General features: G+C 55.5%; 20 protein-coding genes. 14 read left to right on the top strand and 6 right to left on the bottom strand.

The annotated features are described in order from the left end of the window. Nucleotides 1-103: 103 nt before the first annotated feature. On the bottom strand, nt 104-1,363 hold the full coding sequence (locus CGZ80_RS03975) for an NAD(P)/FAD-dependent oxidoreductase (RefSeq protein ID WP_094411577.1): 1,260 nt from the start codon (nt 1,361-1,363) through the stop codon (nt 104-106). Between the two features lie 348 nt (nt 1,364-1,711). On the opposite strand from CGZ80_RS03975, the gene CGZ80_RS03970 reads away from it, so the two are divergent. From CGZ80_RS03970 to CGZ80_RS03960, 3 genes are all read left to right on the top strand, one after another. Further along, nucleotides 1,712-2,845: a site-2 protease family protein gene (locus CGZ80_RS03970; protein ID WP_094411575.1), complete on the top strand. Its 1,134-nt coding sequence runs from the start codon at nt 1,712-1,714 to the stop codon at nt 2,843-2,845. Between the two features lie 90 nt (nt 2,846-2,935). Next, nucleotides 2,936-4,447 (top strand): sulfatase-like hydrolase/transferase, encoded by a 1,512-nt coding sequence (locus tag CGZ80_RS03965; RefSeq protein WP_094411573.1) that lies wholly within the window; start codon nt 2,936-2,938, stop codon nt 4,445-4,447. Continuing rightward, complete coding sequence (locus tag CGZ80_RS03960; protein WP_094411571.1) at nt 4,444-4,815, top strand: DUF952 domain-containing protein; 372 nt, start codon at nt 4,444-4,446, stop codon at nt 4,813-4,815. Before CGZ80_RS03965 ends, CGZ80_RS03960 begins: the two co-directional genes overlap by 4 nt. Here the strand turns inward: CGZ80_RS03960 and CGZ80_RS03955 are convergent. The 4 genes from CGZ80_RS03955 to CGZ80_RS03940 form a co-directional block, all read right to left on the bottom strand. Beyond that, nucleotides 4,812-5,390: a flavin reductase family protein gene (locus tag CGZ80_RS03955; protein WP_094411569.1), complete on the bottom strand. Its 579-nt coding sequence runs from the start codon at nt 5,388-5,390 to the stop codon at nt 4,812-4,814. The genes CGZ80_RS03960 and CGZ80_RS03955 overlap by 4 nt on opposite strands. 5 nt (nt 5,391-5,395) lie before the next feature. After that, nucleotides 5,396-6,196 carry an inositol monophosphatase family protein gene (locus tag CGZ80_RS03950; protein WP_094411567.1) on the bottom strand — a complete coding sequence of 267 codons (801 nt, stop codon included), beginning with the start codon at nt 6,194-6,196 and terminating at the stop codon, nt 5,396-5,398. Next, on the bottom strand, nt 6,193-7,314 hold the full coding sequence (locus tag CGZ80_RS03945; RefSeq protein WP_094411565.1) for a serine/threonine protein kinase: 1,122 nt from the start codon (nt 7,312-7,314) through the stop codon (nt 6,193-6,195). Before CGZ80_RS03945 ends, CGZ80_RS03950 begins: the two co-directional genes overlap by 4 nt. Nucleotides 7,315-7,519: 205 nt before the next feature. After that, nucleotides 7,520-8,944, bottom strand: coding sequence for a DUF6513 domain-containing protein (locus tag CGZ80_RS03940; protein WP_094411597.1), 1,425 nt, complete (start codon nt 8,942-8,944; stop codon nt 7,520-7,522). Nucleotides 8,945-9,329: 385 nt separating this feature from the next. Here CGZ80_RS03940 and CGZ80_RS03935 point away from each other — a divergent pair, with 385 nt between their 5' ends. From CGZ80_RS03935 to CGZ80_RS03905, 7 genes are all read left to right on the top strand, one after another. Continuing rightward, nucleotides 9,330-9,992 carry an RluA family pseudouridine synthase gene (locus CGZ80_RS03935; protein WP_158222540.1) on the top strand — a complete coding sequence of 221 codons (663 nt, stop codon included), beginning with the start codon at nt 9,330-9,332 and terminating at the stop codon, nt 9,990-9,992. Nucleotides 9,993-10,217: 225 nt separating this feature from the next. Further along, nucleotides 10,218-11,003 (top strand): menaquinone biosynthetic enzyme MqnA/MqnD family protein, encoded by a 786-nt coding sequence (locus tag CGZ80_RS03930; RefSeq protein WP_094411561.1) that lies wholly within the window; start codon nt 10,218-10,220, stop codon nt 11,001-11,003. Nucleotides 11,004-11,086: 83 nt separating this feature from the next. Beyond that, nucleotides 11,087-12,220, top strand: a complete 1,134-nt coding sequence (mqnC, locus tag CGZ80_RS03925) for a cyclic dehypoxanthinyl futalosine synthase (RefSeq protein ID WP_094411559.1) — start codon at nt 11,087-11,089, stop codon at nt 12,218-12,220. Nucleotides 12,221-12,382: 162 nt separating this feature from the next. Continuing rightward, nucleotides 12,383-13,192, top strand: coding sequence for a segregation and condensation protein A (locus tag CGZ80_RS03920; RefSeq protein WP_094411557.1), 810 nt, complete (start codon nt 12,383-12,385; stop codon nt 13,190-13,192). A gap of 165 nt (nt 13,193-13,357) precedes the next feature. Then, on the top strand, nt 13,358-14,962 hold the full coding sequence (locus CGZ80_RS03915) for a hypothetical protein (protein WP_094411555.1): 1,605 nt from the start codon (nt 13,358-13,360) through the stop codon (nt 14,960-14,962). Then, a complete protein-coding gene (locus tag CGZ80_RS03910; protein WP_094411553.1) occupies nt 14,962-15,828 on the top strand; it encodes an HAD family hydrolase in 867 nt (288 codons plus the stop codon). Before CGZ80_RS03915 ends, CGZ80_RS03910 begins: the two co-directional genes overlap by 1 nt. A 67-nt stretch (nt 15,829-15,895) precedes the next feature. Beyond that, entirely contained in the window at nt 15,896-17,161 is a 1,266-nt protein-coding gene (locus CGZ80_RS03905; protein WP_094411551.1) for a glycosyltransferase family 4 protein, read from the top strand. A gap of 74 nt (nt 17,162-17,235) precedes the next feature. Here the strand turns inward: CGZ80_RS03905 and CGZ80_RS03900 are convergent, their stop codons facing one another. Further along, nucleotides 17,236-18,321: an HD domain-containing phosphohydrolase gene (locus CGZ80_RS03900; RefSeq protein WP_315851403.1), complete on the bottom strand. Its 1,086-nt coding sequence runs from the start codon at nt 18,319-18,321 to the stop codon at nt 17,236-17,238. Nucleotides 18,322-18,778: 457 nt separating this feature from the next. Between CGZ80_RS03900 and CGZ80_RS03895 the strand changes: the two genes are divergently transcribed. The 4 genes from CGZ80_RS03895 to CGZ80_RS03880 all read left to right on the top strand — a co-directional run bounded on the left by CGZ80_RS03895 (nt 18,779) and on the right by CGZ80_RS03880 (nt 23,672). Continuing rightward, a complete protein-coding gene (locus tag CGZ80_RS03895; protein WP_094411547.1) occupies nt 18,779-19,723 on the top strand; it encodes an aldo/keto reductase in 945 nt (314 codons plus the stop codon). Nucleotides 19,724-19,786: 63 nt separating this feature from the next. After that, nucleotides 19,787-20,605: a sugar phosphate isomerase/epimerase family protein gene (locus CGZ80_RS03890; protein WP_094411545.1), complete on the top strand. Its 819-nt coding sequence runs from the start codon at nt 19,787-19,789 to the stop codon at nt 20,603-20,605. A 232-nt stretch (nt 20,606-20,837) separates the two neighbouring features. Then, nucleotides 20,838-21,947, top strand: coding sequence for a Gfo/Idh/MocA family protein (locus CGZ80_RS03885; protein ID WP_094411543.1), 1,110 nt, complete (start codon nt 20,838-20,840; stop codon nt 21,945-21,947). Nucleotides 21,948-22,058: 111 nt separating this feature from the next. Next, nucleotides 22,059-23,672 carry a solute:sodium symporter family transporter gene (locus CGZ80_RS03880; protein ID WP_094411541.1) on the top strand — a complete coding sequence of 538 codons (1,614 nt, stop codon included), beginning with the start codon at nt 22,059-22,061 and terminating at the stop codon, nt 23,670-23,672. Nucleotides 23,673-23,801: the final 129 nt, after the last annotated feature.

Below are 23,801 nucleotides of genomic sequence, written 5' to 3'. Positions count from 1 at the left end.
CATCGCTGGGAAAAAGAAGACGCGGTCTCGGAGAGAGCCCAGTCGGCTTAAAATCGGTCGTGCGTTTTGAAAGCTTCGCGATTGAGACGGGCGCACTGGCTGACTAGGCCAAGCAGACTTCCAACCCAAACACACCCAACACAAGGACTCGGTTGCGAAAACGGGTGATGTACATCAAGTGAATCAATAGCCAAATTGCCCAAGCGACGAAGCCGTGAAACTTGAACCGCCCGATAGTGCCGATCGCTTGCAACCGACCAATAACGGCCAAGCTCCCCTTGTCAAAATACTGAAACGATTTCCGCTCTCGGCCTTCTTGATCAGCGCGAATACATTTCGCCGCGTGTCGCCCCATCTGACTTGCGACTGGCGCCAGACCTGGCAATTCGCCTTTCTCGGGGTCTGTGAACAGCGCCAAGTCACCACAAACAAATACCCGTTTATCGGTTTCCAAACTGCAGTCGGCTTGCACAGGAACGCGGCCCCCACGCGCCAGTGCGATTCCCGATTGCTCCGCGATCTGAACGCCCAATGGCGACGCCTTGACACCCGCCGCCCAAATGACGTTTCGTGTTCCAATCGTTTTATGAACTTGGCCATCACGAGACGTCAGCACAACACTCCGATCATTCACATCCGTCACATGAAATCCGGTAACGACGTCAACTCCCAAAGCCTCCAACGCACGCGTTGCCTTTTGTGGCAAAGGACTCGGATAGATATGCAGCGGCGCGTCGGAAGGCTCGATCAACATCACTTTCGCTTGCGTGGGATCGATCTTCCGGAACTCGTATCGCAAGGTCCGCTTGGACACTTCGGCGAGAGCCCCTGCCAATTCACAACCGGTCGGTCCGCCACCAACAATCACAAACGTCAACAAGTCATTGATGATCTCCGGATCCCGTTCCAATTCGGCCGCTTCAAAAGCTTCCAAAATTTTGGCGCGAATTTCGGTCGCGTCTTCCACCGTCTTTAGCCCCGGCGCGTACTTTCCCCAACTGTCGTTACCGAAGTAGTGATGCGTTGACCCCGCAGCGACAATCAAGTAATCGAAGTTCAGTTCTGAATGAGCCAAATGAACACAACGATTCTCCAAGTCGACACTTTCGACCGAGTCCAACAGCACCTCGACGTTGCGATTGTTTTCAAGGATCGCCCGCAGTGGACTGGCGATGTTCGCTGGAGACAACTCACCGGTCGCGACTTGATAGAGCAACGGTTGAAACAAATGAAAGTTACGTCGATCGATCAACGTGACGTTCACCGGACAGTTCTTCAGATGCTGAGCAGTAGCGAGCCCGGCGAAACCGCCACCAATAATGACAACATGGGGAACTGCTTCCTTTTCAGTAGCATGATTCATTGAACTTCAGCCATCCTCTCAACGTTGTTTGAAAACTTTGAACGCATGCCTGGGATTCGACCAGGCCACTTTTTCGCCTTCGTCGTTCACCACTATTGATACCCGGATTCGATCCGCTGTTTACAGGTGATTCGGTCGCATGCTCCAGACTTCATCGTATACCCCACCTCGATTGGCCATGACGTGCAGCAACTTGCAGACCGCAAGAGATTGACACAGTTTGACCGGTTTCCGGCCAAGCCAAATCGTTTTGCAACGAATTCCACGGTTGATTCATTGGTTCGGCACATCATCTGCTCCGAACGACAACCACACTTACGACTGACAAATTGAAGAAGGTTTGGTTCGATGAATGGTTCCTATCGTCTCGGAAAATTCGCCGACATCGACGTCTATGTCCACTGGACATTTTTGCTACTGCTCGCCTGGGTTGGTGGATCTGCGATCTGGGGAGGGGCTCCGATCGTTGCCGCAATCGCAAATATTGCTCTTGTGATTTGCGTTTTCGGCTGCGTGCTAGCTCATGAATATGGACATGCGTTGGCCGCCCGGATGTATGGCATCCCTACGCACGATATCACGCTGCTCCCCATCGGCGGAGTCGCTCGACTGCGTGAAATCCCCGAGCGTCCCCGCGAAGAATTAGTTGTTGCCATCGCGGGTCCGGCGGTGAACGTTGTCATCGCGGCGATACTCGCTGTCGTCTTGGCTGTTCTAGGCAGCACGCTCGTGCCCGCCTCGGTCATTGCCGGTACCGCAGGCGTCGTACCGTTCTTGCAAAGCCTGATGATGATCAACGTCATGCTGGTCGCGTTCAATTTGATTCCCGCGTTCCCAATGGACGGCGGCCGAATGCTGCGGGCACTGCTCGCGATGAAACTGAATCGGATTCGTGCGACTGATATTGCCGCAACGATCGGACAAACGCTTGCTTTTGGCCTTGGATTTCTCGGCTTGTTTGGAAATCCGTTTTTAATCCTGATCGCCGTGTTCGTCTTCTTTGGTGCACGTGCCGAAGCACAGCATGTTCGTTCGACGACTCTCGTTAGAGACCTGCCGGTGCGTGCGGCGATGATTGCACACATGCAAACGACACATGGCGATGACCACCTGATGTATTTGCGTGATCTGTTGCTGGACGGTTCGCAGCAAGATTTCCCGGTGCTTGACGAGCACGACCGTCCAATTGGATTGATCTATCGAAACGACATTGTCGCGGGACTTCAGCGTGGCATGCAACACGCATCCGTCCACACGATGATGCGTCCCGTTGACGAAGTCTCAACCGGTCCGTCCGATTCACTTCGTTCGGCAATGGTCCGTCTACAGGACAACGACGTCCCCGCGTTGTTGGTCGTAAACGGTGATCGATTGGTCGGCCTGCTGACCCGTGAAAACATCGCCGAACTGTTGATCTTCCGCGAAACGGATCCTGAATTCGTTCCGCCTGTGACTTACCGGCATGAATATGTCGCCCACTAACGTTAGCCCGTAATGGCATCGCCGCACCAGCGCGCCAACGGAACCGATTAAACTGCGCCTCGACCATCTACATTCGACGAGGCGTGTGCAATGAAATTTGAGAAGACGATTCGTTTTTGGCAGGTTGCAATTCTTTCGCTCGTTTCATGCGGCTGGTGCAATCGTTCTTCTCTGGCAGCTGATTCGCCGCCAAACGTGTTGCTACTCATCACTGACGAGCACAACTTTCGCACGCTCGGCTGTTACCGCGAGATCCTTCCGCAACCGCAAGCGGAAATGTGGGGCCGCGACGTTACCGTTGCCACACCCAATCTCGACCGCATCGCCCACGAAGGCCTGATCGGAACACGAGCTTACGCGACAGCTCCTGTTTGCACGCCAAGTCGAGCCGCAATGGTGACCGGACGGTATCCGCACAACACTGGTGCACCGCAGAACAACCTCGTCCTTGATCGCAGCATTCCGACGCTCGCCGATCGACTAAATGAACAAGGATACCGAACCGCCTTCATCGGTAAGTGGCACTTGGGCGGAAACGGCAAACCAGAATGGTCGCCAAAGGTCGATGGCGGTTTTCAATCCAAGGAATTCATGTTCAATCGTGGCCACTGGAAAAAGTTTGAAATCATCAATGGCCAGCCGCGTGTGGCTGCTCGCAAGAATAACACACCAACCTATGACGTCGACGGAGCCGACGAAAACTCTTTCGCCAGTGATTGGTTGACATCACGAGCGATCGACTTCATTGAACATGATGGTGACCGGCCGTTCCTTGCGGTCTTAAGCTATCCCGACCCACATGGGCCAAATACTGTTCGTGCCCCGTACGACCACCGCTTTGACGACTTGCCATTTTCCCCGCCGCGAACTTACCAAACGGGTATCGCATCACCGGGTTGGCTCGGTGGCGGAACGAAGCATCCGGTATTCCGCGGATCGGACATGTCGCGGTACTTTGGCATGGTGCAGTGTATCGATGACAACGTCGGACGTTTGCTGCACTCGCTCAGTGAGATCGGCAAGCTGGACAATACCTTAATCGTGATGACCAGTGACCACGGCGACTTGTGCTATGAGCATGATCGATTGAACAAAGGCAATCCCTATGAAGGCTCAGCGCGAGTGCCTTTCCTCGTTCGAATGCCGAGTAAGATTCCTGCGGGCCAAGTCTATGACCAACCGATCGGTACCGTGGATCTTACGCCGACGGTGATGGGACTCATCGACCAACCTAATAACCCGGATGATGAAGGGCGTGATCTGTCCGCCGCTTTCACCAGCCAGTCTGTTAAGCCTGGTGACGAAGTGACGTTTCTGCGCAACGCCGGTACGTCGGCCAGCTGGGTCGCCGCTGTCAATCGTCGCTACAAGTTGATCTTGTCGACAGACGATCGCCCCTGGTTGTTTGACGCCGAACAAGATCCCGACGAGCTTCTGAACTTCTACCGACGTCCCGGAACCGAGGGGGTCGCGGAAAAGCTGGCGGAGTCGCTACAAACATACTCAACCCGGACCAATGATCCGTACTTTCAACACCCGGCGATCAGACGATCACTCGACGAAATCCTTGCCGATCCCCCACCAACAAAACCCATTCCATGAGCAACCCAACCGCGAAACACGACAAAGTGATCTACAAGATCGTGCCGACTTCTGAATGGGAAACGGCAGAGCAGGGAGGCGCATTCTCAGGCTGTGGCATCGACATCGACGACGGTTTCATTCACCTTTCTGCGGCACCGCAGGTCGCCGGTACGCTGAATCGATACTTTGCCGGTCAAACCGGATTACTACTCGTTTCAGTCGACACGCAAGCACTTGGCAAGACGCTTCGCTGGGAACCTTCGCGTGATGGCGAACTGTTCCCGCACGTGTATGGTGAAATCCCAATGGCAGCCGTTGTAGCCGTCCATCCATTGACCGTCGACGAGGCCGGCAACCACGAGCTGCCGCAAGAGTTCGTCAATTAAAGCTCGAACGTCTCGTCGACTTTGCAGTAGTGCCTGCGTCCCACGCGACCAATCGTGGAGAGAACTTTTTCGTCGACTAACGCGTCGTCAATGTGAAAATGGACGACGTTGCCGATGACCAGATTTGCGCCCCCGGGACCGGTCCCTAAACCGACCACAGAATGCAAAGTACACTCCATTGTCGCGACCGCCTGTTCGACGCGTGGTACGTCGATCTTGACGCATGGCAACTGCGAAACGCCCACCAATTCGAACTCATTGACCTCTGGAGCGACAGGATCGGCAGACTGGTGCATCGCTTGTGCCGTCGACTCCGTCACGATATTAACGGCGAATTGCCCGGTTTGCCGAATGTTTTCCAAGGTGTCCTTGGCTGAACCATCGGGATTGTTGGCGGGTGCAAAACAAAGCGTTGGTGGGTTCGCACCAATTCCTGTAAAGAACGAAAACGGCGCCAAGTTGGGGACGCCATCACCTGATCGGGTCGAAACCCAAGCGATCGGGCGCGGTGAGATCACCTGCACCATCCGCAAGTACGTCTCTTGCACTGACAATTGATCAACGTCGAATTGCATTGCGATCACTCTCCGGTGAGCAACGCGACCATGGTGTCTTGCATCGGCTTGGATGACGTGACACAGAATCGTGGTAACCAATCGTCGAGCGGATCACCGTTGTAAGCGGTCAGCTGCGCGCCCGCTTCACGCGCGATCACGGTCCCGGCGGCGGAGTCCCAAGCACAAACATTCGTTGCCCAGTAACCGTCCAAGCGACCTGCCGCGACGTAGCACATATTGAGCGCACAGGAACCGAGCCTCCGCAACGAGCGGCAGCGTTCAAGAACCTTGACGAACCGCACGACTTCGGGTGAGTCACCCTGCACGCCAGCAGGGAAGCTGCAAGCGATCAACGCTTGAGACAGATCCGTACAATCGCTGACATGGATCGGTACTCCGTTTAAGTGAGCACCTTGACCGTCGACGGCGCTGAACAGTTCGTTGGTGACTGGATCGAGAATCACTCCCAAACGCATCTTGCCGTTGTGATACAAACCGATCGAAACGGCAAAGGATTGCAAACGGTGGACGTAGTTGACGGTACCGTCGAGAGGATCGACCACCCAGCATGGCGGAGCGTCAGCTTGACCGAGCCGAACGGATTCCGGCGGATCGTTTTCGCCTTCTTCCTCACCCACAAACGCATAGCCATCGAAGGCGTCCATCAGGATCGACCGGATTGCTTTTTGCGATGCCAAGTCGGCGTCGGTGACCAGGTCTTTGGGTGCTTTCTCAGAAACGGTTCGGCTGCCCCAGCGACTGAGCAGCTCGGATGCACCAGCCTTGGCGGCCTCGATCGCAACGTCCAGGTGTTGTTGATTCACGGTTCAATTTCAAGTCGTCGTAGTTCTTCTAGCCATAAACGAATGTCATTGTTGTACTCGGTTGCCATGTCGCCGATAACCAGTTGACGGTGAAAAGCGGCCGCCCCGGTATCGACGTGCTCGGCCGCCTCGGCATTGGGAAAACGACGTGTGGGGTCTGGCGAGATCAACCCCAACAGAAACTGCATCAGCAATTCGTTGCGGCAAACCTCGCTGGGCAGGACTTCTCGCAATCGTCCTGGGAGTTCAATTTTGGCGTTGATGAGGTCACGAAGTTTTTCGTTTCCGGCAAAAATATTCCGCCCGCTCAACAATTCGATCAGAACGTAACCGACACTCGCCAGGTCGCTCCGCGGGGTGGCTCGTTCATTTTCGAGAACTTCGGGTGCTGCATACAGCGGCGTGCATTCGCGTTCACGCGGCGGATTCTTGTATTCGATCGCCGACCCCATATCGATCAGTTTGGCGTGTCCACTGCGTTTAAGCATGATGTTCGCCGGTTTGACGTCACCATGGACAATGCCTTCGCGGTGCAAGGCGGCGAGGGCAGCCAAGCAATCACGCATGATCGCGACGGCGACACCGGCTTTGAACCGCAAAAAATCGTGACCGTGCGTGATGATCACGTCGTTGATGTAGCGATAGCGACGGTTGTCCAAGTTGCGTTTCAGCAACGTCAGGCCATCCGGCGAGAGCAATTGCCGAAGGTCATAACCGTCAATCCACTCCATCATCATGATGCGGATGCGGTGCCGTTCAAAAAAGTTCTGAACGGCCAACAGGTTATCGTGCTGGATCAACGCGACTTTCGAAGCGATCGTTGCGATCCGTTTCATCGCATCGTCGTATGCCCGTGCACTTTGGTAGTGTTCGGGTGAGAAAATCTTCATCGCGACCGGAACAGTAAAACTGTCGGTGCCGCGGTATTCGGTCAGGTAAACCTCTCCCTGTCCACCGCGTCCAAGCAGTCGGATCATGTGATGGTGCCCCGTCCAGCTCACTTTTCGACGGTCGATCAGATGATCGTACCAGTGAACAAGGTCGGCATCACCGGCGGCCCGTGGTTGGCCGTCTCGAGTGATCGTCAGGTGGGGTTCAAAACGGGTTGTCGACTCCATTAAAGCGACGTTCCATCATGGTGGTTGTGGTAGACCGAATCTCGGTGGATCAGATTGGTGCCGAGCAGACGATTTGGGACGGTCCGACCAGGTGAGAAGTTCCACAGTTTTTAGCTGCACCCTGTACTCACAGTGTACACCGCAACCGGGAATGAAAAAGGCTCGTGAGGAGGGAAAATGACGCCGCCAAACGAAGGGAATGCGCTTATGACGCGCCAGAAGCCCCGCCACGATGACGATTCGTACGTTGTAAACGGTGGCTTTCTTCTTCCTGGGTTAACATCCCCCACCGCAACGCGCGGTCTTGATTGTACTGCTTCCCCAATTGCAACGCGATTGTTGCCTTTGCCAATTCGTACCCCAAATAGAACGCGTGCCCGGCATCAACATTGTCAGAAATCGGTTGTCGCAACAGTTGATCGAACAACAAAAACGCATCCGGATCGGACAAATGAAGTTTTCGCGTCACCAAATGGAGCAACCCGTCTTGGGCAAAAAGCCGATAGTTGTTGTCCTTGATCGTTTGCGCGAGCTCTTCGAACATTTCAGGAGAGAACGGTGTTTGGCGACTGTCCCTCAACATCACCAACGCGTCCGACATGTTTTTCGGCGGAGTCCCACGCTGAACGGAAGCATGAACGAGACGCCGTGCCGCATCACACTCACGAACACTCGTCTGTGCCCAATTGATGACTTGCGTCGTCAAAACACTCTCAATCCGAAGCTCCTGGCAGATCCCCAACAGGATCAAATTGACTCCGGCGGAATCGACGTCCGAAAGCTCGGTCAGATTACCGATCCCCATCATCATCGGAAGTTCAGGATATCGGCGACGCGTATCCCAATATCGCATCAAGCTATCCGCCAAACCGGCACCGATGGGTTCCAATATTGGATCCAATCGCATCGGAACATTCTGCCGCGACAGGAACTCGACCGTCGCATCCAAACTGTCCAGGTTGCTGGGCGAGTCCGGGATCACGACCACCTCCGTCCCCCAGTCCTTTGCCAAGTGACGGTTGGATGAATTCACGCTCAGCACCAACGTAGCGCCGGCATCGATCGCAAGCCTTGCTTCCATCGGATCAAAGGTATCGATGCTGACACGGATACCTTCATCAACCAAGGCAGCGACATAATCACCAATGCGACGTGTTGGTGAGGCCGGGTCACAACCGATGTCGATTCGGTCAGCCCCATCGGCAACCAGTCGTTTCGCTATGGCCAGCACCTCGGCAACGTTCTGTCGCGGCGCGTGGTTGATCTCCGCGATGATTTCGATGTCATAACGGTCCAGCGCAATCGGCTCCGATTGCTCACCAAACAACTGGCCCAAGTCACGGCAGTCTTTGGGGCCCACGATCAAATCGGCGTCGGTCGCTTCGATTAATACGCGCAGCTCGCGATCACAGTAACCGGGTACGACCAAGTGAGTCGTCTCTTCAGGAGCGGTCAGATGCTTGGCAATCCAGCGTGGCGTCATTAAAGCCGCCACAGTGATCGGCAAGACGCCAACCGAATAGTCAAACCCGTGCTGTTCGGCGAGCTTCGCAACCACATCACGTACCGCCGACGCGGCAAGTTTGCCGGTGACAAAGTGATAGTGATTCGTTTTTGATTCGCGATTCATTCGGGACCAAGCGATGGACAGCCACATCGTTTCAACAACGGTCCTATCGTAACTGATCCCATCGGCAGTGACGATGCGCTCGCATGCATCGACATGCAAATCAAGTTATCAGCGTCTTGGGCCACAACAAGTTTTTACTAGCAACCGCTTGACATGCTATTGACGCGAGCGAGGTAGGACGTACAACATCATTTAGCGAGAGATTCGTGATCGAACCTAACAAGCCAATTGGATATGCGGTGAGTTGGATTCGACGTGGCCGGGATCTCTCGTTTTTTTATGCGCTGACCGGTCCTCTCTTCTACTCGCGTGTGTTTCATTCAAACGATCGTGCTGGACTTCGTTTGCCAATGCTGACCACTCTTGCTTGATGCCCCATTTGCCAATGAACGATTCAGAGATTGAGGTGGTCTGGCAGTGTGATTGTGCTTTGGCCATCAACAAACCATACGGCGTTGCGACACAAGCTCCCGCAGGTATCGATAGCGTTGAAACCCAACTGATTCGACAGCTTTCTCGTCATGGTGAATACCTGACGTTCCCGCATCGTCTCGATCGCGCGGTCAGCGGAGTCCTGTTGGTTGCTTTGACCAAACGAGCGGCGCGTTTGCTTTCGGGGCAATTCGCCACTCGCAAAACCGCCAAGCACTACGTGGCGGTCGTCGAAGGAATCGTTGAAACAGACAACCAAGCAGATGTTCGCTGGGAAGACCAACTATTGAAACTTCCCGGTAAGCCACAAACCCAAGTGGTACCACCCAATACCGAAGGGGCCAAACAGGCGATCACCGATGTTCGGGTGCTTGATCAGTACCCTGATGAAGATCGCACTCGGTTGGCATTGCGTCCACTCACCGGCCGGATGCACCAACTTCGTGTCCAGTGTGCTTCGCGCGGCACACCGATCGTCGGCGACCAGCTTTACGGTGCATCCCAAAGTATTCAGACCGATATCGGCGAACGGATTTTACTGCATGCCGAAAAGCTCGAATTTCACAACCCCAGCACTGGGAGACGGGAAACCGCGATCGCACCCTGTCCTTTCTAGATGTGTGATTAACGACGGAGTCAGCCCTGCCGCGAGATGGATTCCGCCACACGCGGCAGGTGTTGGTTTGCGAGCCCCAATCAATTCGGCGGACTGCTAGGGTTGTTTGCCATCTATGTTCTGCGGTATCTAGGATAGAGTTGCTGGTGCTGGCGACCGAATCCCGCCCGCAACAATTTCCCCGCCATTTGATCGGCGATCTCATTCCACCTGTCAGGCATTGGCATGACTCGCATTGGTGCCGTCTCGTACCTCAACACCAAACCACTGATCCACGGGCTTCGCGAAGCATTGGGGCCGAGTGATTCGCTGGTGCTGAACCTGCCTAGTCGCCTTGCACAACAGCTCGACAGCGGCGAATTGGATGTCGCATTGATCCCGTCGGTCGAGTTTTTTCGTGGCCAGGCAAAGTCGCACTACCGGATTGTTTCCGATGCCGCGATCGCTTGCCGGGGTCCCGTCTGGAGCGTGAGGCTAGTCAGTCGGGTGCCCGTCAACGAAATCCGCACCCTTGCTCTCGATGAAGGCAGTCGCACGAGCGCGGCGCTCGTGCAAGTCTTGCTATGGCAAACTTACGGACTGCGGCCACAAACGCAGGTGCTTCCGATGGAGCAGGCGCCCGAGCGGTCCGACGCCGACGCGGTGCTGATTATTGGCGACCGTGCGATGCACCCCGAAACCGGGCTGTACGAAGAAATTTGGGACCTGGGTGATCGCTGGTGCCACCACACTGAACTGCCGTTTGTATTTGCCATGTGGGTCGCTCGTGCGGATGCCGATGTCGATGAACTCGTCCCGGTGCTCGAAGCTTGTCGCGACCAGGGGCTCGCGGATGCCCAAGCGATCGCCCGGCGGTACGCAGCGTCGCATGGGCTGACAACCGAAGACCTATATCGGTATTTTGCAGAGAACTTACACTTTACGCTCGGCCCTCAAGAAAGGGCGGGGCTAGCCCAGTTCCGCCAGGGTTGCGAACAACTGGGTTTGGTACCGGCAGACAGTCAGGTTTGACGTGCCAACCATTCGGATCAGCTAGCGGATAACAAACGCCCCGCCAGCAGGAACCTGTTTCGACATACGCATCGAGTTAAGTGATGATCGCGGACATTTTGGACAAAGCGGTAGCCGGCGAAAGGATCAGCGGAGAGGAAGCGTTGCAGCTACTCGAAAGCCGTGATCTGGCGGCGATCGGTTCGGCGGCCGACAAGGTCTCTCGGCGGATGCACCCCGAGCCCTATCGGACCTACAACGTCGACCGGAACATCAACTACACCAATATCTGCACCGCGGTGTGCCACTTTTGCGCGTTTTACCGCGGCCCCAAGAGTGACGAAGGCTACGTCCTGCCACGCGAAGAGCTGCTCAAGAAAGTCGAAGAAACGGCTGCGGTCGGCGGCAACCAAATTCTGCTCCAAGGAGGCTTGCATCCCAAGTACAAACTGGAGTGGTACGAGGAGATGCTGCGCGACATCAAAAATGCTTTTCCGGAAATCAACATTCACGGTTTCAGCCCCCCGGAACTGCACCACTTCACCAAAGTCAACAAACTGTCCATCGAAGAAGTCCTGACGCGTCTAAAAGACGCCGGCTTGGGCAGCATCCCTGGCGGTGGCGCCGAAATTTTGGTCGACCGCGTCCGCGACGAACTGACGCGCGGCAAGGTGATGAGTGACGACTGGCTGAACGTCATGCGTGTCTGGCACAAACTTGGCGGCATCAGCACCGCCACGATGATGTTCGGCCATGTCGAAACACTCGCCGAACGCGTCGAGCACTTGCAACGTGTCCGCGATCTTCAAGACGAAACGAATGGCTTCACCGCCTTCATCTGCTGGACATTCCAACCCGATAACACCGATCTCAGCCACATCCCGCCTCGCGGATCGTTCGAATACCTGAAAACGCAAGCCGTCTCGCGTCTGTTCCTCGACAACGTCCCCAACATCCAGAGCAGCTGGGTGACGCAAGGTCTGAAGATGGGCCAACTCGCGATGCTCTACGGCGCGAACGACATGGGCAGCTTGATGCTGGAAGAAAACGTTGTCGCCGAAGCCGGAACCGTGCACTTCCTGTCGCTGATGCAGATCCGCGAAGCGATCGAGGAACTGGGATTTCAGCCTCGCCAACGGGACGTGTTCTACAACCTCGTCGCAGAGGAGCTCGAGCAAAAAGCGATCACCGCGAACGGCAACTCCGGTCCCAAAGACCTCGTCCAACTCGCCGTGTAGACGGTCTGACTCGCGAAGCAAGACCTGCCACTCGCGGGGCAAGCCTTGTGCGACAGACTCCTCGGCGACGAAAAACGTTCCCCTCCCGCACGTCGCAACGGGATACAATAGCACTCGACCTGAATCGTACCCCCGTCTCCAACGACGACTTGGCAATCCGGCATGATCTTTCGCGTGCAACTGGCGACTTACAACGGTCCGATGGACTTGTTGCTATACCTCGCTCGCCGCCAAGAAGTCAGCTTGCCGGACCTATCACTCGCCAAGGTCATTGACCAATACGGCGAGTACTTAGAACTGCTGCAAGAATTGGACTTAACGGACATTGGCGATTTCCTTGACCTGGCCAGCACCCTCGTCGAACTGAAAAGCCAAGCGGTTTTGCCAAAGACCGTCGAAGAAGACGAGCCACAAGCGGAACAATTGGACGATCCGCAATCAGAACTTGTCGAACGGTTGCTGCAGTACAAGGAGATCCGCGACGCCGCGTCTGTGCTGGACGAAATGGCTGGCCGCTGGCAACTTCGTTACCCTCGCTTGTCGGACGATTTGCCAAAACGGCGAATTGATCCTGGTGACCAACCGATCGCCGACTTGGAAATCTGGGACTTGGTCAGCGCATTTGGACGAATCATGCGCGAAGCGTCCGGGCCACCGCAGACCGAAGTGATCTATGACGACACCCCGATCCACGTTTACATGAAAAGGATCCACAAGCATCTGTCGTCACAGACCCGCGTTCCGCTAATGGACTTGGTCGATACAGGGCTGCATAAGTCTGCGGTCATCGGTTGGTTCCTCGCCACGCTGGAACTAACACGTCACCACGGGGCCGCCGTCGAAGAAGACGAAGGCGGTGACATTGTCATCGTGAAAACCGAACATTATTCGTCAGAACTGTCGGTTAACGAAGTCGATAACTACGGCATGAGCGGTAAGGTGGCTACGAACTTGCCAAACCAACCGCGTTAACGGCCTGTTGATTTTCTAGCCGGTTCTCGCCCAAAGTCGCCTTTTGCTCGGCCAAAGTAGCAGTAGAGAACGCTCCTTTCGCGGAGCGAAAGGCGACACTGGAAAATCAACAGACTAAGCCTGTCGTCGCCTTCGTTCCGATATCCACGACCGCAAACGGATTCCGTGTCTTTTTCCAACATCGCCATCCTGCACTGTCACTACCGTCGTGGCGGAGTAACTCAGGTGGTCGAAAATCAAGTTGCCGCGATCGCCGATCACACCGGCGCGAACGTCATCCTGCTCTCCGGCGGACGCAACGACGGACTTCGTGAATCGACCATCAAACGATGTCACGTCCGTTGCATCGCTGGTCTCGAATATGACGATGTCACCGCGCAGAAGTCGCCCAATTTTCACTGGGACCATGACCTGCAATCCCGAGGTCGGTTGCTCGCCAAGGCGATCGCTGACGAATTGGCAGATGCTGGCTGCGAACTCGATCAAACGATTCTGCACTGGCACAATCATTCGCTCGGCAAAAACGCGGCCGCTCCTATTGCGATTGAAGTTCTGGCAAGCGAATACGGCTTTCGCACCCTGTTGCAACTCCATGACTTTGCCGAAGACTTTCGCCCAGAGAATTACGTCAAGCTGATTCATGCCGCCCAGGCAAGCGACACCGAACCGGTCAACCGTTACCTCTATCCGATCAACTCGATGATCCGATATGCCACGTTGACATCAGGTGACGCGGACTTGCTTCGCCACGTTGGAATCCCGGCAGCGAAGATCGATGTGCTGCCCAATGGGGTACAACTGCCGGCCGGCGAACGACCAGACGCGACTGACGCGTTGAACAAAATCCGAGCGGCGGCACAGCTACCCGCGGACAGTTCATGGTGTGTTTATCCGGTCCGTGGAATTCGTCGCAAAAACGTTGGCGAGTTCATGCTGCTGTCGCGTTGGATGCCCGACAACATGTATTCAGGCTTGACGCTGCCGCCGACAACGCCGATCGAGCGTGCTTCCTATGAACGCTGGAAACACCTTGGAAGCAAGCTTGCCCCGCGAACCGTCTTTGACGCCGGCACCTTCGATGGCATCAGTTTTCTTGACAACCTCGCGGCGAGTTCGTTCATCCTGTCGACCAGTGCTGCGGAAGGTTTCGGGATGGCGTTCCTTGAACCCTGGCTCGCCAATCGTGGTGTCGTGGCGCGAAGATTGCCACACGTGACAGACGACTTCGGGCGCGCCGGCGTCAAGCTCAATCGGCTCTACGATGCCGTTTGGATCCCGGGCAGTACCGAGTGGATCGCAGAATGTCGCAAGGAAACTCAGCAGATCTTTGATCAGGCGTGGCAGTCCCTCGCGACACGATTGGACACCACATTCGCCTTGCAATGGAACGATCCGCCAGAACACTTGTCCGGTCAAGCAATTGACTTTGCTCAGTTAACAACGAATCGTCAAATCGAAGTCCTAAAACGATTGTCGAACGACCAAGGCTTTGACCAGGCAACGCAGACGATCAACTCGATGCTGGTAGAATCGCTGCAAGCACCCTTCGATGCGATTACCTTGCGAGCGAATCGCGACCAAATCGCGACCGCCTATTCACTTCAGACCACCGCCGATCGATTGATTCAGACTTACCAACAATTAACGAACCAAGCGACGGCGGTCGACAGTGTTCACAATCAGCAGCCGGATCACAACAAGTCGCTTGTTGAGGCAATCTGCCACCAACGACCATTCTTTCCTTGCCGCGTCGAAACGGAGATCGCTTGATGGGACACCCGTGGTATCAAGCGGTTCTCGATCACCGCAAACCGATCGCACCGATTCCAACAGAGTACGCTGCCAAACTCGATCGACTCGGCAACGTCAAAGCAGTCATCTTTGACATCTATGGAACGCTGATCATCAGCGGCAGCGGTGACGTTGGGTCGGCAGACGCAAACGATCGCGGCATGTTTTTGGCACAAGCGATCAACGCGGCGGGAATCGATGCGTCCTCAGGTCGAGTGCCTACGATCGAAGACCTTCACCAGCAGATCCGCCTGAGCAACGACAGTCGGCGGAGCGAAACGTGCACGAAACCCGAAGTCGACATCGTTGAAATCTGGCGAGCGACGCTGAACAGCTGTGGAATTGGTTGCTTCGATACCGAATCGCTTCACCGCTTGGCTGCCGAATACGAATCCCGCGCGAATCCGACTTGGCCAATGCCTGGTGCACGTGCGTTGCTGGAACAATTGCGTTCTCGCGGACTTCGCTTGGGCATTGTCAGCAACGCACAAGAGTTCACTTTGCCACTGATCGAAGAAATTGCAGGTGACTTTGGCGGTGATTCAGTGTTTGATCTCAGCTTATGTGTTTTTTCATACCGCTATCGTCGTGCGAAGCCAGATGCGTGTTTGTTTGACGTATTGTGTGACAGGCTTTCGAGCCTTGGAATTGACCCCGGCGAGGCGGTTTACGTCGGAAACGACCGTTTAAACGATATTTGGTGCGCATCCAACGCGGGCTTGCGGACGGCATGGTTTGTCGGTGACGAACGCAGTTGTCGTCCACGCGAAAGCGACCCACGCATGCTCGGCTTGGACCAAAACATCGTTTTGACACGACTGGATGAATTGACAACGTGTGTTTGATGCGACGAGAGGAGATCGTCGCTTGGCACATACCGACGAAACATTGCTTTAATAGATTGACGAGATAATGGGTGTACAAATCGGATTTGTCGGGACTCGTTTCGCGGGGACGGACGGGGTCTCACTCGAGAGTGCAAAGTGGGCCCAGGTGCTCTGGGATCACCGGCACGTTAGCCACTGGTACTCGGGACTGAGCGACCGTGACCGCGATACGTCAATGGTGGTCCCGCACGCTTATTTTGGCCACCCTGACATTGAGTGGATCAACCGACGTGCGTTTGGGACCAGAACGCGTACGCCTGACGTGACACGTCGCATCTATGCGTTGGCGGACTATCTGAAAGGGACGCTCTACGAATTCACTCGTCGCTACGACTTAGATTTGCTGATCGTTCAGAATGCACTTTGCATTCCGATGAACATTCCGCTTGGGATCGCACTCACGCACTTCATTGCGGAAACCGGATTCCCAACAATCGCCCACCACCACGACTTTTATTGGGAACGCGACCGTTTTAGCGTCTCCGCCGTGACGGACATGCTGTGGATGGCCTTTCCGCCGGCCTTGCCGTCGATTCAAAACGTCACGATCAATTCTTTCGCCCAAGAAGACCTTGCCCACCGCCGAGGCGTCTCGTCAATCTTGGTCCCCAATGTGCTGGACTTTGATAACGAACCGGAAGAAGTTGACGACTATGCGCGAGGCTTCCGCAAAGACATCGGACTCGAAGACGACGACATTCTGTTTTTACAACCGACCCGAGTGGTTCCACGAAAGGGAATCGAGCACTCGATCAGCTTGGTATCGGCACTGAAAAACGACAAATGCAAACTGGTCATCTCTCACGCCAGTGGCGACGAAGGCAACGAATACCTGGCCGCGCTCAAGGATCTCGCCGAAGCCAACGGTGTCCACCTGCTGCTCTGTGATCAACAGGTGGGCGACAAGCGAGGTTTGAACGAAGACGGAAGTAAGATCTACACGTTAGCCGACGCGTATTCACAAGCCGACTTCATCACCTATCCCAGCCTTTACGAAGGATTTGGCAACGCGTTACTAGAAGCGTTCTATTTCCGGAAACCGGTTCTGGTCAATCGTTACTCGATCTATGTCGCTGATATCGAACCGAAAGGTGCGAAGGTCATCGCGATGCAAGGTTACCTCACACGGGACGTCGTCGCCCAAGTCCAACGGATCATCGACGATCGCGAGTACCGCGACCAAATGGTCGACTTCAACTATGAGATCGGCAAATCATTCTTCAGCTACAGTGTGCTGCGTCGCAAACTGCGTGCCTTGGTGACGAACTTCACCGGGCAAGACAACCTGTAACGGAATGCCGAACAGATACCCCTGACGTCGATGCGATCAACGCGTCGACGCCGGGGACAATTCAGTCCGCAATTTCAGTCCGCGAACTCGACTTGGACACGGACGATTTCTGACGCCCCGCGAAAGAACGCGTCCAAGACGACGGGATCAAAGTGACTGCCTCGACCGTCTTCCATGATGCGGAAGCACTTCTCTCGCGGCATCGCTTTTTTATACGGACGTTCTGACGACAACGCGTCGTAAACATCCGCGACGGCAGTGATCCGGCCTTCGATCGGGATATCTTCTCCAGCCAAACCAATCGGATAACCTGTACCGTCAAATTTCTCGTGATGCGTTTGCGCGATACTGGCAGCTAGTCGCATCAATGAATTGTCATCGGAAAGGATCTCCGCACCTGCGCGAACGTGCCCACGCATAGTGTCAGCTTCGCGTCCGACATAAGGCTGGATGATTTGCCGGCCGTGTCGGACGTGCTGCTGGATAACCTCATACTCCTCCGGCTCGAGCTTTCCCGGTTTAAGCAAGATCGAATCGGGGATTGCGATCTTCCCGACGTCGTGCAACTGGGCGGCGAGTTCCAAGTCGCTGATGAAGTCTTCGGAAAGTTCAAGTTGTCGCGCAACGATCCCCGCATAGCGCCCCACACGGATCACATGATTACCGGTGTCGTTATCGCGAAGCTCGGCGGCGCGTGCGAGACAGTGAATCGCGTCACGCCGGGTGTCCTCGAGTTGCTTGGTGCGTTTGCGGACAATGTTTTCCAAGTTCTGTGTGTATTTGACCAACGTGTCGCGATACTGCTTGCTTTGCAACGCATTGCGAACCCGAGGTGCGAGTTCCATCGGGTCGATTGGTTTAAGCAAAAAGTCAGTCGCGCCAAGTTCCAAACACCGCAGCTTGATTTCGCTGTGACTGTTGGCGGTCAGAATCAACACAGGCAACTGGCGGAACTTTGGAACGCTACGAATCTGCGATAGAATCGAAATCCCGTCGACATGCGGCATATTGATGTCGAGCAGCACCACATCTGGCTCGGCAGTGTGAAGCAGATTGATGGCCCGCGTCGAGTCAGTCGTGGTGACAAAGTCGTCATGCCCGGCGATCGAAAGTAGACGCTTAGCGACTTCGACGTTCGTGCTCTCATCGTCCACGATCATGATCCGCCCTCGAGGCACAGACTCGGAGCGCGCATGATGTTCCACACGCCCGATCGGCACCTGGGAATTCAGGACCAGCGGAGCATTTACCTCGGGGACGGGGAGCCCCTGGGCGGACTGATGGGTGACTGGAAAAGTGGGTTGAACCGTCGTCGTCATGGTCGCTCAACAGGGAAGGAGAACTTTCCGAAAGCTTTGAATTCGCTTAACGGGACGCCGTGCAATTTGCAGTCTGAGGGAACCAGGATGCAGGTTTGCCCTCGCGAATTTGTTCCGGTCGCACCAGATGTGACAAACGGACAGTCAATCCTTTGACGGCAACTCCCCCCGACAGATTGACTAGCGACCGAATCGTGATATTCGACGTCTGATGGCTGTTCGAGGCCGGATCAACCGTCGTTGACCACCTGATTGTGTGATATCCTCGCCCCATTGCTTTCGATCAGTCATACGGAGAATGTACGCGGTGAAGAAACGGCCCTTGGGAAAAACCGGCTTGGAACTTTCGGCACTCGGGTTTGGCGCATCGTCGATCGGCGCGGAGTTCCGATCCATCGACGTTGACGAAGCGTTGCGGTGTGTGAATGTCGCGATGGACCGTGGGATGAACTACATCGACACAGCCGCATACTACGGTCGCGGGATGAGCGAGATCATGTTGGGGCGAGTGCTGCCCACGCTAGACCGAGATTCTTATGTGCTCAGCACGAAGCTTGGCCGGTATGCGCCCGCACACTTTGATTTCTCCGCCCGCCGTGTCGCCGAAAGCATCGATATCTCGCTCGAGCGGATGAAGCTCGATCACTTGGACATCGTGTTTTGTCACGACGTCGAGTTCGTCGACTTGGATCCGATCGTCAATGAAACGATCCCCGCTTTGCAAAAGGAAGTCGAGAAGGGAAAGGTCCGCTACATCGGCGTCAGCGGATACCCGATGAAGATCTTTCATGAAATGATCGAACGATCGGATCTCGACGTGGTGCTGACGTACAACCATTACACGTTGCAGAACGACATGGCGCTGGCACTTGTGGAACCCTGCCAACAAGCCGGCGTCGGTCTGATCAATGCAGCACCGTTTTCGGCCCGCTTGTTAACCGACGCTCCGCTTCCCGACTGGCACAAGTCGACCGCCGATGTCCGCGACGTTGCCGCCAAAGCCGCGAAGCACTGTCGCGACAAAGGCACCAATATCGCAAAGCTCGCCCTACAGTACTCAGTCGCCAACGATGACTTCGCGAGCTGTGTTGTCGGATCGGCGAACCCCGATCGGGTCTCGCAGTGGTGCGATTGGCTCGACGAACCCCTCGACGAAGCTCTTGTCGCGGAAGTCAAAGCGATATTGGAACCGATCCATAATTGGGTCTATGTCGAAGGTCGTCCCGAAAACAACGACCAGTAAACCGTCTGGCAGCGAACTGCCATTGGACTGCTTGCCGCCCCACCTTTCCTCTGCGATCACACCATGAAGTCTTGCATCACGATCTCGCTTGTCGAAGAAGCACGCGGCGGCCCGTTCGTTCTTTGGGATGGCCTTGAAGAATCGATCCGTTTTGCCGGAGAGCTTGGCTTTGACGCGGTCGAGATTTTTGCCCCCTCAATCGAAGCGTTAAAACTGGATTCGCTCGGCGGAATGCTCGACGCGGCCGGAGTCCGTTTGGCGGCCCTTGGTACCGGGGCCGGTTGGGTGAAACATCGTCTGCAACTGGCGGATGCTGACGCGGAGAAACGCAAACAAGCGCGCGCGTTCGTACGCACCATCATTGATGCGGCCGGTCAATTCGGTGCGATGGCGATCATCGGATCGATGCAAGGCCGCAGTGACGACCAAGTCGACGCCCCGACCGCGCTTGCTTACCTTGCCGAAGCACTCGAAGACGGCGGTGAACACGCCCGGCAATACAACGTTCCGCTGATTTATGAACCGCTCAACCGCTACGAGACAAATCAGTGCTGCACCGTCGAAGCAGGCGTCAAACTGCTCCAGTCACTGCAGACAAACAACGTCCGATTGTTGTGCGATCTGTTCCACATGAATATCGAAGAAGCGGACATCGCACAGGGCTTGCTGATCGGTGACAAACTGGTCGGCCATGTCCACTTCGTCGACAGCAATCGCCGCCCGGTCGGATTCGGTCACATGCAATTCGTCACGATCATCGATGCGTTGCGCGAGATCGGATACGACGGCTACCTGTGTGCCGAAGCGTTTCCATGGCCGGACCCACACGAAGCCGCCCGGCAAACGATGCGGGCCTATCAATACTGGACCTCGCGGCGATAGGCACACCCGCTTGGCGATCGCGACAGTGAATCGGGCAGGAGGGAATTTCAATTCCCGTTGTATCTTGCCTAGTGCGTTAGATCGGTTGCCGTACGGGTAAGATCGCTTGTCAATTCCATCGGGCTGGGACGCACAACGCTGCGGTTCCGTGCTATCCTCTGGGCTTTTCTGTATGCCACACCGCGCTTTCTAGGGCGTGGATATCCGATTAATTGATCATTGGGCGTTGTAGATGAGTGATTCGATCTGCCGGTGGGGGATCCTATCCACCGCGAATATCGCGCGAAAAAACTGGAAAGGGATTCGTTTGAGCGGCAACGGGGTTGTCGCCGGGGTTTCCAGCCGTGACCTCGATCGGGCGAACCAGTATATCGACGAATGCCAGCGGGAAGTTCCGTTCGACGAACGCCCCGTCGCGTTCGGCAGCCACCAAGCACTGCTCGACAGCGACGCGATTGACGCGGTTTACGTCCCCCTGCCGACCGGTTTGCGAAAACAGTGGGTGATCGCCGCGGCAAATGCGAAAAAGCACGTTTTGATCGAAAAGCCGATCGCTGATACGGCGGCTGACGCAAAAGAGATGCTCGACGCATGCAAGGCGAACAACGTCCAGCTGATGGACGGCGTCATGTACGACCATAGCAAACGGATCGTCGGGCTCCGCGATGCGGTCGCCGAAGGCCAAATCGGAAACATTCGACGAATCCAAGCTCACTTCTCCTTCACTGGCGACAAAGAATTCCAGTCGGGCAACATCCGCACCGATGCCAAGCTGGAACGTCACGGTTGCCTGGGCGATCTCGGCTGGTACTGCATCCGACTGATCCTGTGGACGATGAACTGGAAAGCTCCTTCGAAAGTGAGCGGCCGCACGATCAAGAAGCTGAGTCGCGAAGGCGTCGAAGGCTGGGTACCGGGTGAATTCCAAGGCGAATTGATTTATGACGACGGCCCCTCGGCCTCGTTCTTCTGCTCGTTCCTGAGCTTCAATCAACAGACGGCCACGATCTCGGGCGATGAAGGTTACATCTCGTTGGACGACTATGTGCTGCCGCTCTATGGCTCGCAATCATCGTTCGACGTGAACCGCCACGACTTGCAAATCGACAACTGCCGCTGGAACTTCCGCCGCATGACGGAAACGCGGACCTTTGACGAATTCCACAGTGGCGAACCGAACTCACAAGAAGTCGCCATGGTTCGCCGCTTCGCCGATCAAGTCCTCCGCAAGGAAATCGACCAAGACTTGCTTCGACGCGCGATGCTGACACAGCAAATTCTCGATGCCTGCCGCACCAGTGACGAAGCCGGCGGTGGCCTGATCGACTTCAACGAAAGCTGATCAAGCCGACGGCGAGTCACTGGACTCGCCTCTTCACTTCGCGTCTCGAAATCACCCGCGACGCCGAAGGCCGTTTCCTACCATTGATCTTCACTTCCCTGCCTAATCCCAATGACAATTGCGACATTCTTTTTGTTTACCGCGCTGGTTGCGGTCGCCACGTGGTTTGTGACTCGTGGCACTGATGAGGCGACCGACGAAGGGTACTTCTTGGCAGGCCGCTCGCTGACAGGCGTATTTATCGCCGGGTCATTGTTGCTCACGAACCTGTCGACCGAACAGCTGATCGGCTTGAACGCTGCCGCGTTTGACGAAGGCTTGTCGGTAATGGCATGGGAAGTCGTCGCAGGGATTTCGCTTGTCGCACTCGCCTTGGTTTTCTTGCCTCGCTACCTAAAGTCCGGCATTGCGACGATTCCCCAGTTTTTCCAAAACCGATACGGTAACGGGGTCCAGATTCTCACGACGGGTATTTTCGTCGTCGCCTACATGCTGATTCTTTTGCCGTTCGTGCTGTACCTCGGCGCACGTGGCTTGTCGGGGATGCTGCAACTCGAAACGCGTCTCGGCCTGACCGAAGTCCAAACACTTTGGACGGTGATTATCTTTATCGCGGTCGTCGGCGGTGCCTATGCGATTTGGGGTGGTTTGAAAGCGGTCGCCGTTTCGGACACTTTCAACGGCGCCGGTTTGTTGATCGGCGGTTTGCTGATCACCTACTTCACGCTCGACAAAGTGGCTGGCGGTGACGGATTCTTTTCGGCATTCACGAAGCTTTCCGAACATGACCCCGATGCGTTTCAATCGCTCGGTCAAATGTCAGAAGACGTTTCCTGGCCGACCTTGTTCACAGGCGTGTTGCTGCTGAACTTCTTCTATTGGTCGACCAACCAGCAGATTATCCAACGGACCTTCGGTGCAAAGAACTTGGCCGAAGGTCAAAAAGGTGTCTTGCTGGCCGCGTTCTTCAAGATTTGTGCCCCATTGATTTTGGTACTGCCGGGTATCGCGGCTGCTTACTTGGTTGCCACCGATCCAACCTTCGCCGATGCGGTCGGCTTGCAAGACAATAAGCCGCAAGCGGACAAGGCATACGGCGCGTTGGTTGCCAGTGTGCTTCCCGAAGCACTCGCCGGTTTCTTTGCCGCCGTCGTTGTCGGCTCGATCCTTTCGACATTCAACTCGGTCCTCAACAGTAGTGCGACGCTGTTTTCGCTGGATATCTACAAGCATCACCTACGTCCCAATGCGAGCACTCGCTCGGTCGTGATCTCCGGTCAGTTGTGCAGCTTCATCGTCGGCACGATCGCGGTCATCTTGGCACCGACGTTGTTCTATGGCCGAGACGAGATCTTTGGGTTCTTTCAAAAACTGAACGGCGTTTACTTCATTCCGATTCTTGCGATCATGTTGGTCGGCTTGGTCAACAAGACCGTCGACGGATTGTCGGCGCTCACGACCTTGATCGTCGGCCTGGTTGTGATGGCGTTCGGGACGTTTACCGGTATGACGCTCTTCGGATCCGGTTACCACTTCATGACCGCGGTCTTTATCGGCTTGGTTATTTTGCAACTGACACTTGGCGCCTTGGGACTCCGTCGCAGCGAGCCCTATGTGCAAGCGGACGTTGGCGCCGTCGACCTGACACCCTGGAAAGCCGCACCTTATGTTGGCGGCGGATTGATCGCATTCGCTATCGGTGTCTACGCGTTCTTCGCGCTGTAGAAGTGCTGTGAAAACACTCGGCGATTGGCCAAACACCACAGGTTTGGGGTGTCGACAAACATCAATTCTGGCGACTGGCCGTCAGTTTTCAGGATTGATGGGGTAAACCCACGGGATGACAGAAATGAA

The organism is Rhodopirellula sp. MGV, assembly GCF_002251265.1.
In the GTDB taxonomy this organism is placed as follows: domain Bacteria; phylum Planctomycetota; class Planctomycetia; order Pirellulales; family Pirellulaceae; genus Stieleria; species Stieleria baltica_A.
This window is presented reverse-complemented; position numbering and strand designations above follow the sequence as displayed.

Excerpts from the sequence above, each read along its gene's own strand:
- mqnC (WP_094411559.1), top strand. The coding sequence starts at position 11,087 with ATGATCGCGGACATTTTGGACAAAGCGGTAGCCGGCGAAAGGATCAGC.
- CGZ80_RS03910 (WP_094411553.1), top strand. The coding sequence starts at position 14,962 with ATGGGACACCCGTGGTATCAAGCGGTTCTCGATCACCGCAAACCGATC.
- CGZ80_RS03965 (WP_094411573.1), top strand. The coding sequence starts at position 2,936 with ATGAAATTTGAGAAGACGATTCGTTTTTGGCAGGTTGCAATTCTTTCG.
- CGZ80_RS03975 (WP_094411577.1), bottom strand. The coding sequence starts at position 1,363 with ATGAATCATGCTACTGAAAAGGAAGCAGTTCCCCATGTTGTCATTATT.
- CGZ80_RS03905 (WP_094411551.1), top strand. The coding sequence starts at position 15,896 with ATGGGTGTACAAATCGGATTTGTCGGGACTCGTTTCGCGGGGACGGAC.
- CGZ80_RS03945 (WP_094411565.1), bottom strand. The coding sequence starts at position 7,314 with ATGGAGTCGACAACCCGTTTTGAACCCCACCTGACGATCACTCGAGAC.
- CGZ80_RS03890 (WP_094411545.1), top strand. The coding sequence starts at position 19,787 with ATGAAGTCTTGCATCACGATCTCGCTTGTCGAAGAAGCACGCGGCGGC.
- CGZ80_RS03885 (WP_094411543.1), top strand. The coding sequence starts at position 20,838 with ATGAGTGATTCGATCTGCCGGTGGGGGATCCTATCCACCGCGAATATC.
- CGZ80_RS03970 (WP_094411575.1), top strand. The coding sequence starts at position 1,712 with ATGAATGGTTCCTATCGTCTCGGAAAATTCGCCGACATCGACGTCTAT.
- CGZ80_RS03960 (WP_094411571.1), top strand. The coding sequence starts at position 4,444 with ATGAGCAACCCAACCGCGAAACACGACAAAGTGATCTACAAGATCGTG.
- CGZ80_RS03930 (WP_094411561.1), top strand. The coding sequence starts at position 10,218 with ATGACTCGCATTGGTGCCGTCTCGTACCTCAACACCAAACCACTGATC.
- CGZ80_RS03880 (WP_094411541.1), top strand. The coding sequence starts at position 22,059 with ATGACAATTGCGACATTCTTTTTGTTTACCGCGCTGGTTGCGGTCGCC.
- CGZ80_RS03935 (WP_158222540.1), top strand. The coding sequence starts at position 9,330 with ATGAACGATTCAGAGATTGAGGTGGTCTGGCAGTGTGATTGTGCTTTG.
- CGZ80_RS03955 (WP_094411569.1), bottom strand. The coding sequence starts at position 5,390 with ATGCAATTCGACGTTGATCAATTGTCAGTGCAAGAGACGTACTTGCGG.
- CGZ80_RS03940 (WP_094411597.1), bottom strand. The coding sequence starts at position 8,944 with ATGAATCGCGAATCAAAAACGAATCACTATCACTTTGTCACCGGCAAA.
- CGZ80_RS03900 (WP_315851403.1), bottom strand. The coding sequence starts at position 18,321 with ATGATCGTGGACGATGAGAGCACGAACGTCGAAGTCGCTAAGCGTCTA.
- CGZ80_RS03920 (WP_094411557.1), top strand. The coding sequence starts at position 12,383 with ATGATCTTTCGCGTGCAACTGGCGACTTACAACGGTCCGATGGACTTG.
- CGZ80_RS03895 (WP_094411547.1), top strand. The coding sequence starts at position 18,779 with ATGTACGCGGTGAAGAAACGGCCCTTGGGAAAAACCGGCTTGGAACTT.